Genomic DNA, 15,003 nt, shown 5'->3' on the forward strand with positions numbered 1-15,003 from the left:
CCCGCCCACTCGCAGGTTCGGATCAGGGTTCGATGCCGGTCCAGCCTTTGGTGAGCGCGAGCTCTCCGGTTCGGCAGGCGCCGCGCTGTCGCATGACCCAGCGCATCAGGTCGTCGACGCATTGCGCGGTTGGCCGTCCTGTGGTGTCGAGCAGGTGCGTGTTCCACCTCGGGTCGTCCTTGGTCCAGTCGGACCATCGGTCCCAGGCCATCTCCGGCCAACTGCCGTCGATGATCACTTCGGGCCGGTAGCGAGGGTCTTCCGCGTGCCCGCGGTGCCAGGCACCCCACCTGACGAAGGAATCCAGGACTGCTGGTGGCCACCGGCCATCGTCTCGCCGATCGAGTCGTCGGCGCCGCTCCTGGTCGTCGACATCCACCAGGCACACCGCAATGCCGTCGAGTTGCGGCGCCGAAGGCGAGGCCAAGATTTCCCCGAGCGGCGATTGCCCGGTGAGGAGAACATCGATCCCACGATCTTGGTACTTCAAGGCTCGGCCGATCCACTGCTCAGTTGTCCGGTTTCGCCACTGCACGTCCGCATCCTCCGGAACGCCGATCTCGTCGTGGTCATGAATGGCGATGTCTGGCACCCGCTCACCCAACGCACGGGCCAGCGTCGTCTTACCCGCGCAACTCGAACCAGTCAGGATCAGCAGCATCTGACGAACCTGGCAGGTGACGTCGGTCCGAGCCACTGGTTTTCTGGTCGACCACACGTCCCGGTTGCCGGACGACGCGGTCTGCTCAGTTCTCGGGGCCGGATTTGAGCGTGAGCTCAACCTCGTTTCGCCGCAGGGTGAGCGCCCCGCCTGCGGCTTCGGCGCAGCGGCGGGCGATGTCGAGGCCGAGGCCGGTGGAGCCGCGGTCGCTGCGGCCGCGTTCGCCGGCGCCGAGGGGGATGCCGGGGCCTTTGTCGGCGACGACGATGTGGACGGTGCCGGCGGTGCGGGTGAGGGTGATGCGGGCGGGGGTTCCGTCGGGGGTGTGGGCGACGACGTTTTCGACGAGGGCGTCGAGGGCGGCGCCGAGGTCTTCGGCGGACGAGCGTACGGCGGCGGGCGCGTTCGGTAGGTCGAGGGCCAGTTCTCGGCCTTGGTCTTCGAAGAGGGGTTCCCAGAAGGCAGCGCGCTGCCGGGTGACTTCGACGGCGTCGGAGTGCGGTACGCGGCCTTCGCGTTGCGGGCGGCGGGCGGCGCTGATGACTGCGGTCAGGGTGCGTTCGAGGCTGGTGACCTGGGTGTTGAGTTCTTCGGCGCTGTCGCGGTCGGGCATCGCTTCGACTTGCAGGCGGAGTGCGGTGAGTGGGGTCCGGAGCCGGTGGGAGAGGTCGGCGACGGCTTCGCGTTCGACGGCGATGACTTCGTCGATGCGGTCGGCGAGGCCGTTGAGGGCGGAGCCGACTTTGGCGACTTCGGCGGGGCCGGTGGTGGGGGCGCGGGCGTCCATGTCGCCGCGGGCGAGGCGTTCGGCCGTACTCGCGGTTTCTTCGAGCGGCCGGGCGAGCCGGCGGGACACGAGTTCGGCGCCGGCGATGCTGAGCAGCAGGACGACGAGGCTGCCGCCGACGAGGATCAGCAGGCGCGGGGTGAGGCCGGCGTACAGCTCGTCCTCGGTCAGGTAGAGGCAGACGGAGGCGGTGCCGTTCGGCGTACTGACGCCGACGTCGACGGCGACGCCGCCGGGTAGGTCGCGGTAGTCCGCGTTTCCGACCTTCGGCGGGCCTTTGTGGCCATCGTCGCCGTCGCCGGCCGGCATCTCGTTGGGTGTCGGTACGCCGCCGGGCGGCGGGTCGCCGAGGGTCGTACCGTCGGCCATCCGCACGGAGATCTTCCCGGGCCCGGCAGGGAGGCCGTTGATGTACGCCGTGATGTCGTCGGCGGCGTGGTCCTTGTCGCCGACGTAGTACGCGACGGTCTCGGCCCGGTTGCGGGCCTTGTCCTTGGCTTCGCTGGCGGTGGTACTGCGGAGCAGCAGGATGAGCGGGATGGCGAACGCGAGCACGACCAGCGTGGTCATGCCGACGGAGAGCAGGAGGATCCGGCGGCGCATGTTCAGCCGTCCGCCGCGAGTTTGACGCCGACGCCGCGGACGCTGTGCAGGAACCGCGGCTCGGCGGCTGTTTCGCCGAGTTTCCGCCGCAGCCAGGACAGGTGGACGTCGACGGTCCGGTCGCCGCCGCCCCACGGCAGCCCCCAGACCTCGGCGAGCAGTTCGCGTTTGCTGACGACCGCGCCGGGCCGCCGCGACAGCGCGAGCAGCAGGTCGAACTCCTTGCGGGTCAGGTCGACCGATGCGCCGTCGACGGTCACTTCGCGGCTGCGCGGGTCGATCCGCAGGCCGCCGACCTCGACGGTCGTCTCGCCTTGCTGGTCGGTGCCGAGTCGCCGCAGTACGGCGCGGATCCGGGCGTCCATCTGGGCGGCGCTGAACGGCTTGATCACGTAGTCGTCCGCGCCGGCGTCGAGCAGCCGTACGACGCTGGCGTCGTCGTCCCGCGCGGTCGCGACGATCACCGGTACGTCGCTGACCGCGCGGACCATCGCGAGGACGTCGCGACCGTCCAGGTCCGGGAGGCCCAGGTCGAGCAGCAGCACCTCGGGCTTCTCGCGGGCGACGGCAGCGACCCCGTCGGCGCCGGCCGCGACCGCGGACACGACGTGCCCGGCCGCCGTCAGAGACTTCCCCAACGACGCCCGGATCGCGTCGTCGTCCTCGATCAGCAGCACCCGCGCCATGTACCCGAGGGTAGCCGCCGTCCCGTTATCGGAGGCTCAAGCGCCCGTTAAGTGCCGTTCTCCGGAACCTTTTCGTCACGGAGCGACGCTTTGTTTCCGGAGTGCGGCGGTTTCAGGCCGGTACTGCGGAGTTCGAGGGTCGCGAGTGCCGTGACCACGTCGCGGTCGCCGTCGCGCCAGGCGGTGACCGGGTCGTCGGAGATCTTCGCGAGCTTGTGCATCGGCTGGTTCGCCATCGCCCGCAAGGCGAACAGGTCGAGGTCGGCGGCGTTGTCGATGAACTTCTGCGCCGCGGTCGCCCGCCGGGAGAACCGGATCCGCCGCGGCACCCAGATCAGTACGGCGAACAGCACGGGCAGGCCGATCGTCACACCCGCGAGTACGTACGCGAGCTGGTCGACGGCGTGCACCTGGTCCCGTCCTGCCTGCGCGAGCTTGCCCGCGGCACCGGCGGCGCTGTCGATCGGCGCCCGCAGTTCGTCGCCGACCGCCGGGACCTTTCCGATCGGTGTGGACAGCTTTCGCAGGTCGCCGGCCAGCCCGTCGCCGGCCTCGGCGGCTTTGCGTCCCGGCGTACCGAGCGCCTCGACCATCCGGTGGACGAGCAGGCCGAGCTCCACACACAACCAGATCCAGGCGACCAGCAGCAGGTCGCCCAGGACCTGCCCGAACCGCTGCGCGCCGACGTCGGAGTAGAGCTTCACGAAGCCTCCTCGAGGGTCCCGGCGCAGCCTAGCGAACGAGGCCGCCCACCGTGGACGACCTCGCCCGCATCCCCCCGAAGCCCCCGAAGCATCGGCCCGCGGCGGTCAGCCCTTCCGCGGCCGGATCGTCCGTGAGTCGATCGAGCTGACCGGATGCCCGGCCGTGTGCGTCACGGTGACCTCCAGCGGATGGTCAGCGACGATGTCGAGTACGCCGAACAACAACTGCGAGCTCTTCGGCCCGATCGCCTCTTCCAGGCTGCAGCAGTCGTCCATGGTCGCCGTACCGGGCGCGAGCTCGAGCTTCGCGAACGGACGCGCCGGAACCGTCCGCGGCTCCCGGCCGACCGCGCGTCCGTCGAGCACGAGCGGTGCGAAGTACTTGACGATCGTGACCGTGCAGGTCGTCGGGTTGTAGATCGTGACCGCGGTCGCGTACCGCCCGTCGACCACGGTCTCGCACTTGTCGTCGCCTTTCGACGTACCGCAGATCATCTCGACCGAGTGGTGCCAGCGGCAGGCGGGCACCGTGACGGTGACGGGCTTCGTCGCGACCACGACCCCGTCGGCGACCACGTCGAGCGTGCCGGTGAACGTCTGCTCGTCCTCTTCGCAGTCGACGACCCCCGTCCAGGTGACGTCGAACGGCAACGTATGCGCGGTGTTCCCGGGCAGCGGTCCGTAGCTCGGCGGCGTGATCGAGGTGACGAACTGCGCGATCGACCCGGTCGGCTGCAGATGGACGTCGGCGATCGCATGGACGGCGGCGTTGATCAGCGAGACCAGCGTGCCGACGATCTGGCCGGCGTTCACGCCGATGGTGTGCGTACCGCCCGGCGTGGCCGCGGTCATCCTGGTGGCCTGCCCAGCGCTCCCGCCGACGGGGCACGGCGCATAGTCCGTCGACCCGAGCGTCGGGTCCCCGTCCAGCGCCCCCGCCGTACCGGTGTCGGTGCTCACCGCAACGAGCGTGATCCCGGCCGCGACGAGTGCCGCGGTCGCGGTCGCCTCGGTCACGTCCGGTACGCCGGACAACGCCGAGCAGATCGGATCGTGCCCGGGCGCGTCCCCGAACCAGACCACGATCCGCTTGCTGCCGGTGCGCCACCCGATGGCGGGATCGGTGGCGACCTGCTGCAACGCGTACAGCTGTCCCTCGGGAATGTCGGACCCGTCCGCCGCGGCCCAGGTGCCGACGGCGGCGGTGACCGCGGCGACCCCTGGCGTCGGCGCGAGCTGGTGCTGGAACGCGTACGGGTTGAGGCCGGTGCCGACCGGGAAGTCCTTGTAGTTCCCGGCGCCCCACGCGAGGTCGAACCCCGCGAACGCCGGATCGTTGACGATCGCGCCGATCCCGGCCTGGACGGCGCCGATGATCGAGACCATGCTCCCGGTCGTGTCGGCGAGCAGGTAGACGTCCGCCTTGGGTGGGATGCGCGACTCCGGGATCGTCACGGTGACGGTCTCGTCCTCGGTCACGCACTCCGGCAGCACCCACGTGTTCGTCGGCGGGTCCACCGTGACCGGGTCCGCGCCGAGCCCGGCGATCACGGTCGCGGGCGCCGCTAACGCCGGTACGAACAGCTCCCGCCCGGCCAGCGCCTCGAGCCGCCGTCGAGGCTGGACCCCGCCGGACTCGTCGACCGCGACCGAAGCGGTCCGGTTCGGCTCGCCGCGGACGGCGCCGTGGAACAGCCGGACGTGTCCGCCGTCCGGCATCCGCCCGGACTCACCGGCCCGTACGTCGATCTCGCCCGTACCGAGCACCTCGGCCAGCGCGGCGCGGACAGCGTCTGCCGGCTCCATCCCCTCACCGGGACGGCCCTCGTCTGAACTCATCTGAATCTCCCCCTCCGAAGATGTGCCCCTACAAGGGCGGACTCCGCAGAGTGGGTTTTGATACCGGCCGGTCTGAAAATCAGAGGTTCGAGCGAAGGTCCCAGAGCAGCGGGTAGTAGCGCAGGTCGAGGCGGCTGCGGAGGTAGTTCGCGCCGGACGAGCCGCCGGTGCCGGGCTTGGTGCCGATCATCCGCTCGACCATCACGACATGCCGGGCGCGCCAGGCGGCGGCGAGTTCGTCGTGCTGGAGGAGCGCCTCGGCGAGCTCCCAGATCGCGGCGTAGTGCGACCGGTCGCCGGCGACCTTGCGGAGCGCGTCCCGGATCGAGTCCTCGGAGTCGGTGTCGAACCCGCCCTTGCGCAGTACGTCGAGGTACGCGTCCCAGAGCGTCGGCTCCTCGAGGCGGCGGTGCAGGCGGTCCTTCTCGACCTCGGTGAGGCCGCGGAAACGGCGTACGAACGACGGGTCCTTGGCGCCGGAGAGGAACTCGATCTCGCGGAACTGCACCGACTGGAACCCCGACGCCGGCGACAGCCGGTGCCGGAACTCGCCGAAGTCCTGCGGAGTCATCGTCTCCAGGATGTCGACCTGCTGGGTGAGCACCCGCTCGATCGTGTGCACCCGGCGGAGCAGGTGCTCGGCCAGCCACAGCTCACCGGCCAGCATCGCGTCCCGGGAGGCGGTCAGTTCGTGCAGGTTCTGCTTGAACCAGAGCTCGTAGACCTGGTGGATCGTGATGAACAGCAGCTCGTCGTGGGCCGGCGGCTCGGACTCCAGCCGCTGCTGGTCGAGCAGCTCGGCCAGCCGAAGGTAGCTGCCGTACGTGAGCCGGCCGCCCTCCTCGCCGAAGTGCACGTCGACCCCGCCCCATTGCCCCGTCACCCCGTCGGCAGCGCTCATGTGACGGAGACTAGCCGACAGTCCGTGACGGGTCAGTGATTCGTTCGTTGGTACTTCGGAACGCCGAGTCGAGGAGTTGCATGTCCGCCACGGTCGAGACGCCGATCGTCCCAGGTCCGGTTCAGGGGCCTACGCGTGAGGAACCGCTGGTCGAGGCGTTGCTGCTCGACGACTACCGGTCGCTCGTCCACCTCGCCTACCTGATCCTCCCGCCTTCGATCAGCCGGGCGAGGCGGGTGGCGGCCGCGCACGCGGTGGTCCAGCGGGCACTCCCGCCGGGGCTGCCGCTGCCGACCGACCTGACGTTGCCGTCGAGCCTGATCGGGCCGCCGGACCTTCGGGTGCCGGCCACCCGGCACCGGGAGTTCATGCGCCGCCGGGTCGTCGACGAGGCCACCCGGCAGGCCGAGCAGTGGCCGGTGCTGGCCCGCCTCGGCAGCGTGCTCGCGCCGGCGGACGCGCTCGGCTTCGACCCGTGCAGCACCCGCCTGGACCGCACCGCGATCACCCGCCGCCGCGCCCGCGGCCGCCGCTTCACGATCGCCGCCACCCTGGTCGTGGCCACCGCGGTCCTCGCCGCGCTCCTCAGCTTCTGACCCCTTGACCCAACGGGGTCGCCCACCTACCGTCGGTGACACCGCTCTCTTCCTACCGCCCCAGGGAGATCCGTGATGTCCGTTGGAATCGTTTCCAGTCTTGCCCTCCTGATCGCTCCCCTCGGCGCACCGCTGCCCGCGCCGGCCGAGACCCCACCGGTGAACATGTCCACCCAGGCAACGATCTGCAACAAGTACTGCGACGCCCGCGACCCCGCTCTCGCCCCGAAGGACCGCACTCCGGTCTCCAGCACGCTCTTCGGCCGCACGATCACCCTGCACCTGGACGACGACGACGCGATGGGCTGGGCCTCGATCGAGAACGGCAACCCCGGCGACGAGGTCTGGCTGGACCGCTCGATGGACGGCGGCCGCACCTGGTCCGGCGGCAGCCGGCTCGGCAACACCGCGATCCCGTCCGGCCAGCGTGGCTGGCGGACGCAGATGTACAACGTCGACGACTGGAACAACCTCGGCGTCGGCGCGCTCCGCGCCTGCGGCAAGGCCGGCGACCGTGCGGACATCGCCTGTACGCCGTGGGCGCGGGTGACATGGAACGCCTGGGACCGTCGTACGGCGGCCGCGACCGCCTTGATGCAGGACTACAACCTGTCCAGCGGGCTGTTCGACACGACCGGCTGGTGGAACTCGGCGAACGCGCTGAACGCGCTGATCGACAACATCCGGGTCAGCGGGATGCCGAGCTACCAGTACGCGATCGGCAAGACGTACGACCTGAACCTGAACAAGTTCGAGGGCCAGTTCCGCAACGACTACATCGACGACACCGGGTGGTGGGGGCTGGCGTGGGTCGCGGCGTACGACCTGACCGGCGACGCGCGGTACCTGCAGACGGCCCGTGCCGACGCGGACCACATGGCGGCGTACTGGGACAGCACCTGCGGCGGTGGGGTGTGGTGGAGCGAGGCGAAGACGTACAAGAACGCGATCTCGAACTCGTTGTACATCCAGCTCAACGCGCAGCTGCACACCCGGGTCGCCGGTGACACGACGTACCTGCAACGCGCGCAGGCCGGGTGGACGTGGTTCCAGCAGACCGGGATGATCAACGGCTCGCACCTGGTGAACGACGGGATCGACCTGTCCACCTGCAAGAACAACGGGCAGACCGCGTGGACGTACAACCAGGGCGTGCTGATCGGTGCGCTCACCGAGTTGTCCAAGGCAACGAACAACTCGGCGTACCTGACGTCCGCGCGGCAGCTGGCCGATGCGTCGACGACAGCCTCGTCGCTGCACACCGCGGACGGGATCCTCCGCGAGCCGTGCGAGGACGGCGACTGCGGCGGCGACGGGCCGACGTTCAAGGGCGCGCACGTCCGCGGCCTCGGCAAGCTCAACGCCGCGCTGTCCGACCACCCGTACACGGCGTACCTGCAGAAGCAGGCCGATCGCGCGTACACCGCCGACCGAACGCCGATGGACCAGTACGGCCTCCACTGGTACGGCCCTGTCGACAAACTTGACGCGGCACGGCAACAGTCGGTGGTCGACCTGCTGAACACAGTCTGAAGTAATGCCATGATGACGGCATGGAGCTGAAGATGTCGGCGTCGTACGACGCCACCCCCGAGGAAGTGTTCGCGATCGTGACGGACACGGCCTTCCGCGAGCAGGCCTGCGAGAAGACCAAGGCGCTGTCGTACGACGTCAAGGTCAGCACGTCCGGCGGCGACACCGTGGTCCGGGTCAGCCGGAAGATGGAGGCTACGGACATCCCGGACATGGCCCGCAAGTTCGTCGGCGAGACGCTGACCGTGGTGCAGACCGAGACCTGGCACCCGGCCGCCGCGGACGGTTCGCGGACCGCGGACGTGGCCGGCGAGATCAGCAACACCCCGGTGACGCTGAAGGGTACGGCGCGGATCGCGGCGAACGGCGGGCAGGCCGTTCAGTCGATCGACCTCGACATCAAGGTCGCCGTACCGCTGATCGGCAAGAAGATGGAGCCGTTCGTGGTGGACGCGATCCAGAAGGGCCTGCAGAAGGAGCACGATCTCGGGCACGAGTGGAGCGGCAAGTAAAAGCTCGTGTCGTTGCGGTGACCGCGGCACCTCCGGTGGCAACCTGAGAGGAAGCGTTGCACCGGAGGTGACCCGTACTGATGCGAAGTTCCCTGCGCAAGAGGCGTGACCGCACGCCACCCGACGCGACCCAGTACTGCGCTTTCTGCGCGACGGTGATGCCGTTCGAGCGGATCGAGGCGTCGGACTACCTGGTCGACGAGCCCGACGAGTGGATCTGCACGAAATGCGGATCGGCGCTCCTGATCGACCCGCCGACGCAGGAACTGCACCACACCGCCTAACGCCGGGTGTCAGCGGCGGCCAGCGCGTTCCGCATCGCGGCGAGGGTCTCGCGGGGCCAGGCGCCGGTGTTCGTCATCGGGAGTTCGGTCATGAACCGGCGCTCGCTCTCCGGGATCGTGGCGGCCACGAGGTCCGGGTCGTCGAGGACGGTCGCGTAGAGCTTCGGGCCGTCCGCGCTGAACAGGTCCGCCGCGACGAGCCGGCCGTCCGCGGTGCGCATGATGTTGTCCGGGTTGTCGTCGACCTTCGGCCCGAACCACGGCAGTTCCCGCAGCCCGCGCTCGTGCACCCGCCGTACGACGTCCGCCAATTCCGCCACGTGATGCTCCCGCGCCGCGAGCGCCCGGTGGAACTCGGCTGCCTCGTCCGCGGCGACGGGCTCCAACCATTCGAGCAGCTGCAGATCACCACCGCCCGAGAGCCGACGATGCGAGAACAAGCGCGGCACCTGACCGGTGTGGGCTGCCTCTCGGTACAGGGCGGCGGTGTACGGCCCCGCCGGGTCGAACGGGCTGATCCGCGCCGCCGCAAGCCCATCCGGCGACCGCAAAGCAATCGCCCAGTCCCCCGCCCCACAACGCGACCACCCGCCGCGACAAGCACCTGCTCGACCTGGCGATGATCCGCCTCTGCCCCGAGCGGTAGCTCGAGGCATGGGGCCGGCGGCGCTGGGCTGTCGTCGGGCGTCACGCTGCCGAGCCTAGGCGGATCGGCAGCGCGGCGCCTGCGAATAATCAGCCCTGGTGCGGGTAGCGGTAGTCGGTCGGCGGGGTGAAGGTTTCCTTCATCGAGCGCGGGGAGGCCCAACGGATCAGGTTCCACATCGAGCCGGCCTTGTCGTTGGTGCCGGACGCCCGGGCGCCACCGAACGGCTGCTGGCCGACGACCGCGCCGGTCGGCTTGTCGTTGACGTAGAAGTTGCCGGCCGCGAACCGCAGGTACTCGGCCGCCTCCGCGATCGCGTGCCGGTCCTGCGCGATCACCGCGCCGGTCAGGCCGTACGGCGCGGAGTGCTCCATGCCCTTCATCACCGCGGCGTAGTCGGCGTCGTCGTACACGTGCACGCCGAGGATCGGGCCGAAGTACTCGGTGGTGAAGATCTCGTCGGCCGGGTCACCGGAGACGAGCAGCGTCGGGCGGACGAAGTACCCCTCGCTGTCGTCGTAGGTGCCACCGGCAACGACCTCGATCGAGTCGGTCGCCGCGGCCCGGTCCAGCGCCGCCTTGTGCTTGGCGAACGCGCGGTCGTCGATCACCGCGCCGATGAAGTTCGACAGGTCGGTGACGTCGCCCATGGTGAGCGCCTCGGTCTCGGCGACGATGTCGTCCTTGATCAGGTTCCACACCGAGCGCGGCACGTACGACCGGGACGCCGCCGAGCACTTCTGGCCCTGGTACTCGAAGGCGCCACGCACCATCGCGGTCTTCAGCACCGCCGGGTCCGCCGACGGGTGCGCGAGGATGAAGTCCTTGCCGCCGGTCTCGCCGACCAGTCGCGGGTACGTCTTGTACGACGCGATGTTCGTGCCGACCGTGGCCCACAGCGACTGGAACGTCTTCGTGGAGCCGGTGAAGTGGATCCCGGCCAGGTCCGGATGCGTCAGCGCCGCCTTCGACACCTCGATGCCGTCGCCGGTGACCAGGTTGATCACGCCGGCCGGCAGGCCCGCGGCCTCGAACAGCCGCATCGTCCAGTGCGCCGCGAACTGCTGCGTCGGCGACGGCTTCCAGACCACGGTGTTGCCCATCAGCGCGGGCGCGGTCGGCAGGTTGCCGGCGATCGCGGTGAAGTTGAACGGGGTGATCGCGTACACGAAGCCTTCGAGCGGCCGGTAGTCCACCCGGTTCCAGACGCCCGGCGACGAGATCGGCTGGTCGCTGACGATCTGCCGCGCGAACGCCACGTTGAACCGGAGGAAGTCGATCAGCTCGCACGCGGCGTCGATCTCGGCCTGCTGGACGGTCTTGGACTGGCCGAGCATGGTGGCCGCGTTCAGCGTGTCGCGCCACGGGCCGGCCAGCAGGTCGGCCGCCTTCAGGAAGATCGCCGCGCGGTCGTCGAAGGACAGCGAGCGCCACGCCGGAGCGGCCGCCAGCGCCGCGTCCACGGCCGCCCGCCCGTCCGCCTCGGTCGCGTTGCCGAGCGTGCCGAGCACGTGCGCGTGCTTGTGCGGCTGTACGACGTCGACCGGCGCGCCGCCGCCCAGCTTCTGCTCGCCGCCGATCGTGCAGGTCAGGTCGATGGCCCCGGCCGCGGTGAAGTCCTTGAGCTTCGCCTCCAGGCTCGCGCGCTCGGCCGATCCGGGCGCATAGCCCTTCACAGGCTCGTTGGCGGGCGTCGGTACGGCGGTCACGGCATCCATGCTGCGGCACTCCTCGATCAAGTGGTGGATCGTACTGGGGACGCCGGGTACGGGTGGTCCGGCGTGACACCTGCATGGTGCCACGCCAGGACCGTCGAGGACGAACGCAGCTGAATTACTTTCGCCACGGCATATGTTGGAGGGCCCACGTGTTGCCGTCCGGGTCCGCGAACCAGGCGTAGAAGACGCCGCCGAGATCCTCGGTCTCGCTGACCTCGACGCCGCGGCCGATCAGCTCCGCGCGGGCCGCCTCGAGGTCCTTCACGACCAGGTGCAGCGACCGCTGCGAGCCCACCGGCATCTGCATCTGCGGCAGCCCGGTCGAGAGCGAGATCGAGCAGTACGAACCCGGCGGCGTGAGCTGCACGATCCGGACGCCCTCGGCGGGTGTCACGTCCACGTCGCAGACGAACCCGGCCTGGTCGGTGTAGAACGCCTTCGCCCGGTCGACGTCGGCGACCGGCATCGGGATCAGCTCCAGCAGATACGCCCCCGGCTGCACCACCGGATGCGCCGGGTCCACCGGGATGTCGTCGATGCCGGCCGGAATCTCAGTACGTTCGCTCATGCCCCCACCTCACGCCGATTTCTTCTTCGCGGCTTTCTTCGCCGGTGCTTTCTTGGCAACGGCCTTCTTCGCCGGGGCCTTCGTCGCCGCGGCGGCCTTCTTGGCCGGTGCCTTCTTCGCCGGCGCGGCCTCGGACCCGCCACCGGCCCGCCGGGCCTTCGCGGCCTCGACGGAGGCGCGCAGCGCGGCCACCAGGTCGACGACCTCGGCGCCCTCCGTCTCTTCCTCCTCGGACTCCGGCAGCGGCACGCCCTCGGCCTTCGCCTCGACGACCTTCTCCAGCGCCTGGCGGTACTCGTCGTGGTACTGGTCCGGGTCGAACTCGCCGCGCAGCGTGTCGATGTACGACGACGCCATCGCCTTCTCCTGGGACCGGATCTCGACGTCCTCCGGCGGCGCCGCGAACGCCTTGTCGCGGATCTCGTCCGGCCACAGCATCACCTGCAGCACGAGCACGTCGTCGACGGTCCGGAGCAGCCCGAGGCTCTCCCGGGACCGCAGCGCGACCTTGACCAGGGCGTACAGCTCGGAGCCCTCCAGGGCGTCCCGGAGCAGCACGTACGGCTTGGCGCCGGGCCCGCCGTCGGCGGCCAGGTAGTACGACTTGCCGAGGTACAGCGGGTCGACCTGGTCGGCCGGCACGAACTCCAGCACGTCGATGACCTTCTTGCTGGACAGCGGCAGGTCGGCGAAGTCGTCCGAGTCCAGCACCACCATCCGGCCGTCGGGCATCTCGTACCCCTTGCCGATGTCGGAGTACGGCACCTCCTCGCCGTCGATCGAGCAGATCCGCTTGTACTTGATCCGCCCCCCGTCGGCGACGTGCACCTGGCGGAACGAGATGTCCTTCTCCTCGGTCGCGGAGAACACCTTGATCGGGATCGTCACCATCCCGAACGAGATGGCCCCCTTCCAGATCGCCTGCATCGCCATCAGCTCCTATATACGCTGTCCGCCGCGCGGCCCCTCCGCCGCGAGCAGATCCGGGATCTCCTGTGTCGCGTACCACATCAGGTCTTCACCTTCGCACGAATCGAGGGCGAACACCGCGTCGTCGTCACCGTCCTGTGCGGCATCCCAGAGGTCCGCGGCCTTGCCGATCACCGTGGTCGCCTGGGCGGCGTCCAGGTGCACGGACGCCACCGAGCGCCACGGGATCACCACGTGCAGCTCCAGCCGGGCGTCGCCGAGCTCCACGGACCCGTCCGCGGGCGGTACGGCGCTGACCTCGGCGGCGATCACCACCCGTCTCCGGCTGGTCCCCGGGTCCGCGGCCAGCAGGCCCACCGAGGCGCGGGCGGCCTGCGCCATCGCGGCGTACTCCAGCTCCTCGTCGCCGCCCTCGGCGTACCACTCCCGGAGCGCGGGCGTCACGGCGTACACCGTGAGCGGCGCCGGGCCGACCTCGCCGGCGTTGCACGCCGCGCTCAGCAGCCGGAGTGTCGACGGTACGTAGACCCTCATGAACCCGCCTTCTTGTTGGTACTGCGGGGTTTCTTCCGGCCCCGGGAGGCCCGGTTCCGGCTGCCCCTGGTGGTGTCCAGCAACTCGTCCAGCGCATCGGTCACGCATTGCGCGAAGACGGCGAGGTCCGGCATGGCGGTGCGGTCCGCGTTCAGACCGTAGTACACCTTCCCGTCGTACGACGTGACGCCGACGGACAGGCCCTGCCCGGGCATCAGCGGCACGACCGGGTACGACGCGAGCATCGGGGCGCCCTGCGCGTACAGCGGGAACTGCGGGCCGGGGACGTTCGTGATCACCACGTCGTCGATCGGCCGCACCGTGGTGGTCGCGACCCGGGCCGCGAGCGCGTGCAGCGTGGTCGGCGCGAACCCGGCGATGCCGACCAGCGAGCGGGCGCTGACCGCGCGGCCGGTGTCCTTGTGCACCTTGGTCTGGTACGAGATCTGGTGCAGCCGCATGACCGGTGAGTTCTCCCCGACCGGCAGGTTCACCGCGGAGGCGATCACCCGGGAGCCGAGCGAGGTCGGCTCCTCGTCCTCGTCGTCGCGGATACTGACCGGGACCACCGCCCGCACGCTCCGGGTCGGGCCGACGCCCTCACCGCGGGTCATCATCCAGGACCGGAACGCGCCCGCGACCACCGCCAGGACCACGTCGTTGACCGTGCCGCCGTGCGCCGCGCGGATGGACCGGTAGTCCTCCAGGTCGGTCTGCACGGTGGTGAACCGGCGCTGACCGGACGTCTTCACGTGCAGCGAGCTCTCCTGGGCGTGCCGCTGCGCGACCAGCGAGCCGACCACGCCGCCGAGCACCTCGCGGACCGAGGTGGAGCCGGTCAGGCCGGCCAGCTCGGCCCGGGCCAGCTCCAGCACGGCGGTCGGGTTCCGGGTGGCGTCCGCGAACACGCCCGCGAGCAGCTCCAGCGCGGACGGCGGGTGCTCGGGCTGCCAGGTGTCGGTCGGTGTGTCCTTCGGGTGGGCGGTGGCGTCCAGCACCACCTGGCCGATGTCGACCGTGCTGTTGCCGTCCACAAGCGCCTGATGGGACTTCGCGATGATCGCGAACCGGTCCCCCTGCAGGCCCTCGACCAGGTACATCTCCCACAGCGGGCGGGCCCGGTCGAGGCGCCGGGACATGATCCGGGCGACCAGCTCCAGCAGCTGCGCGTGCGTCCCCGGACGGGGCAGCGCGGACCGCCGTACGTGAAACGTGATGTCGAACTCTTCGTCGTCCACCCAGACCGGCCCGGCGAACCGGCCGGGGATCTGCTGGACCCGCTGCCGGTACCGCGGCACGAACGCGATCCGGTCCCGGATCAGCGCCACCAGGCTCTCGTAGTCGAACCCCTCGTCCCCGTGCACCGGCGGCTCGAAGATGTCGACCGTCCCGACGTGCATCGGGGTGGCCGGCGACTCGGCCTTGAGAAAGGTGAGATCGAGCGACGTCAGCCGGTCCGGCATACCGGTCACCTTCCTCTCGTCGACAGGTTTCTCACCCT

At 70.1% G+C, this 15,003-nt stretch carries 16 protein-coding genes; 4 read left to right on the forward strand and 12 right to left on the reverse strand.

The window, feature by feature from the left end:
• Positions 1 to 22: 22 nt before the first annotated feature.
• The 6 genes from ACFV9C_RS08465 to ACFV9C_RS08490 form a co-directional block, all read right to left on the reverse strand.
• Positions 23 to 661 (reverse strand): hypothetical protein, encoded by a 639-nt coding sequence (locus ACFV9C_RS08465; protein ID WP_380191735.1) that lies wholly within the window; start codon positions 659 to 661, stop codon positions 23 to 25.
• Between the two features lie 85 nt (positions 662 to 746).
• Positions 747 to 2,051, reverse strand: coding sequence for a sensor histidine kinase (locus ACFV9C_RS08470; RefSeq protein WP_380191737.1), 1,305 nt, complete (start codon positions 2,049 to 2,051; stop codon positions 747 to 749).
• Between the two features lie 2 nt (positions 2,052 to 2,053).
• Positions 2,054 to 2,737, reverse strand: coding sequence for a response regulator transcription factor (locus ACFV9C_RS08475; RefSeq protein WP_380191739.1), 684 nt, complete (start codon positions 2,735 to 2,737; stop codon positions 2,054 to 2,056).
• Positions 2,738 to 2,784: 47 nt separating this feature from the next.
• Positions 2,785 to 3,441, reverse strand: a complete 657-nt coding sequence (locus ACFV9C_RS08480; protein WP_380191741.1) for a hypothetical protein — start codon at positions 3,439 to 3,441, stop codon at positions 2,785 to 2,787.
• A gap of 105 nt (positions 3,442 to 3,546) precedes the next feature.
• Complete coding sequence (locus tag ACFV9C_RS08485) at positions 3,547 to 5,280, reverse strand: hypothetical protein (protein WP_380191743.1); 1,734 nt, start codon at positions 5,278 to 5,280, stop codon at positions 3,547 to 3,549.
• Between the two features lie 79 nt (positions 5,281 to 5,359).
• Positions 5,360 to 6,181 (reverse strand): tryptophan 2,3-dioxygenase, encoded by an 822-nt coding sequence (locus ACFV9C_RS08490; RefSeq protein WP_380191745.1) that lies wholly within the window; start codon positions 6,179 to 6,181, stop codon positions 5,360 to 5,362.
• An 80-nt stretch (positions 6,182 to 6,261) separates the two neighbouring features.
• On the opposite strand from ACFV9C_RS08490, the gene ACFV9C_RS08495 reads away from it, so the two are divergent.
• From ACFV9C_RS08495 to ACFV9C_RS08510, 4 genes are all read left to right on the forward strand, one after another.
• Complete coding sequence (locus ACFV9C_RS08495; RefSeq protein WP_380191746.1) at positions 6,262 to 6,777, forward strand: hypothetical protein; 516 nt, start codon at positions 6,262 to 6,264, stop codon at positions 6,775 to 6,777.
• Between the two features lie 75 nt (positions 6,778 to 6,852).
• Positions 6,853 to 8,310 (forward strand): glycoside hydrolase family 76 protein, encoded by a 1,458-nt coding sequence (locus ACFV9C_RS08500; protein ID WP_380191748.1) that lies wholly within the window; start codon positions 6,853 to 6,855, stop codon positions 8,308 to 8,310.
• Between the two features lie 20 nt (positions 8,311 to 8,330).
• A complete protein-coding gene (locus ACFV9C_RS08505) occupies positions 8,331 to 8,822 on the forward strand; it encodes a DUF2505 domain-containing protein (protein ID WP_380191749.1) in 492 nt (163 codons plus the stop codon).
• A gap of 80 nt (positions 8,823 to 8,902) precedes the next feature.
• Positions 8,903 to 9,106, forward strand: coding sequence for a hypothetical protein (locus ACFV9C_RS08510; RefSeq protein WP_380191751.1), 204 nt, complete (start codon positions 8,903 to 8,905; stop codon positions 9,104 to 9,106).
• Here ACFV9C_RS08510 and ACFV9C_RS08515 read toward each other — a convergent pair.
• From ACFV9C_RS08515 to ACFV9C_RS08540, 6 genes are all read right to left on the reverse strand, one after another.
• The gene (locus ACFV9C_RS08515; RefSeq protein ID WP_380191753.1) at positions 9,103 to 9,657 is read right to left on the reverse strand and encodes a hypothetical protein; all 555 of its coding nucleotides are present in this window, start codon (positions 9,655 to 9,657) and stop codon (positions 9,103 to 9,105) included. The genes ACFV9C_RS08510 and ACFV9C_RS08515 overlap by 4 nt on opposite strands.
• A gap of 184 nt (positions 9,658 to 9,841) precedes the next feature.
• The gene (gene pruA / locus ACFV9C_RS08520) at positions 9,842 to 11,470 is read right to left on the reverse strand and encodes an L-glutamate gamma-semialdehyde dehydrogenase (RefSeq protein ID WP_380191755.1); all 1,629 of its coding nucleotides are present in this window, start codon (positions 11,468 to 11,470) and stop codon (positions 9,842 to 9,844) included.
• A gap of 115 nt (positions 11,471 to 11,585) precedes the next feature.
• Positions 11,586 to 12,038, reverse strand: a complete 453-nt coding sequence (locus ACFV9C_RS08525) for a VOC family protein (RefSeq protein ID WP_380191757.1) — start codon at positions 12,036 to 12,038, stop codon at positions 11,586 to 11,588.
• A gap of 9 nt (positions 12,039 to 12,047) precedes the next feature.
• Positions 12,048 to 12,971, reverse strand: coding sequence for a Ku protein (locus tag ACFV9C_RS08530; RefSeq protein ID WP_380191759.1), 924 nt, complete (start codon positions 12,969 to 12,971; stop codon positions 12,048 to 12,050).
• A 6-nt stretch (positions 12,972 to 12,977) separates the two neighbouring features.
• Positions 12,978 to 13,502, reverse strand: coding sequence for a DUF6912 family protein (locus ACFV9C_RS08535; RefSeq protein WP_380191760.1), 525 nt, complete (start codon positions 13,500 to 13,502; stop codon positions 12,978 to 12,980).
• A complete protein-coding gene (locus tag ACFV9C_RS08540) occupies positions 13,499 to 14,965 on the reverse strand; it encodes a wax ester/triacylglycerol synthase family O-acyltransferase (RefSeq protein ID WP_380191762.1) in 1,467 nt (488 codons plus the stop codon). Before ACFV9C_RS08540 ends, ACFV9C_RS08535 begins: the two co-directional genes overlap by 4 nt.
• Positions 14,966 to 15,003 lie beyond the last annotated feature (38 nt).

The sequence above is a fragment of the Kribbella sp. NPDC059898 genome, from assembly GCF_042730855.1.
Lineage (GTDB): Bacteria > Actinomycetota > Actinomycetes > Propionibacteriales > Kribbellaceae > Kribbella.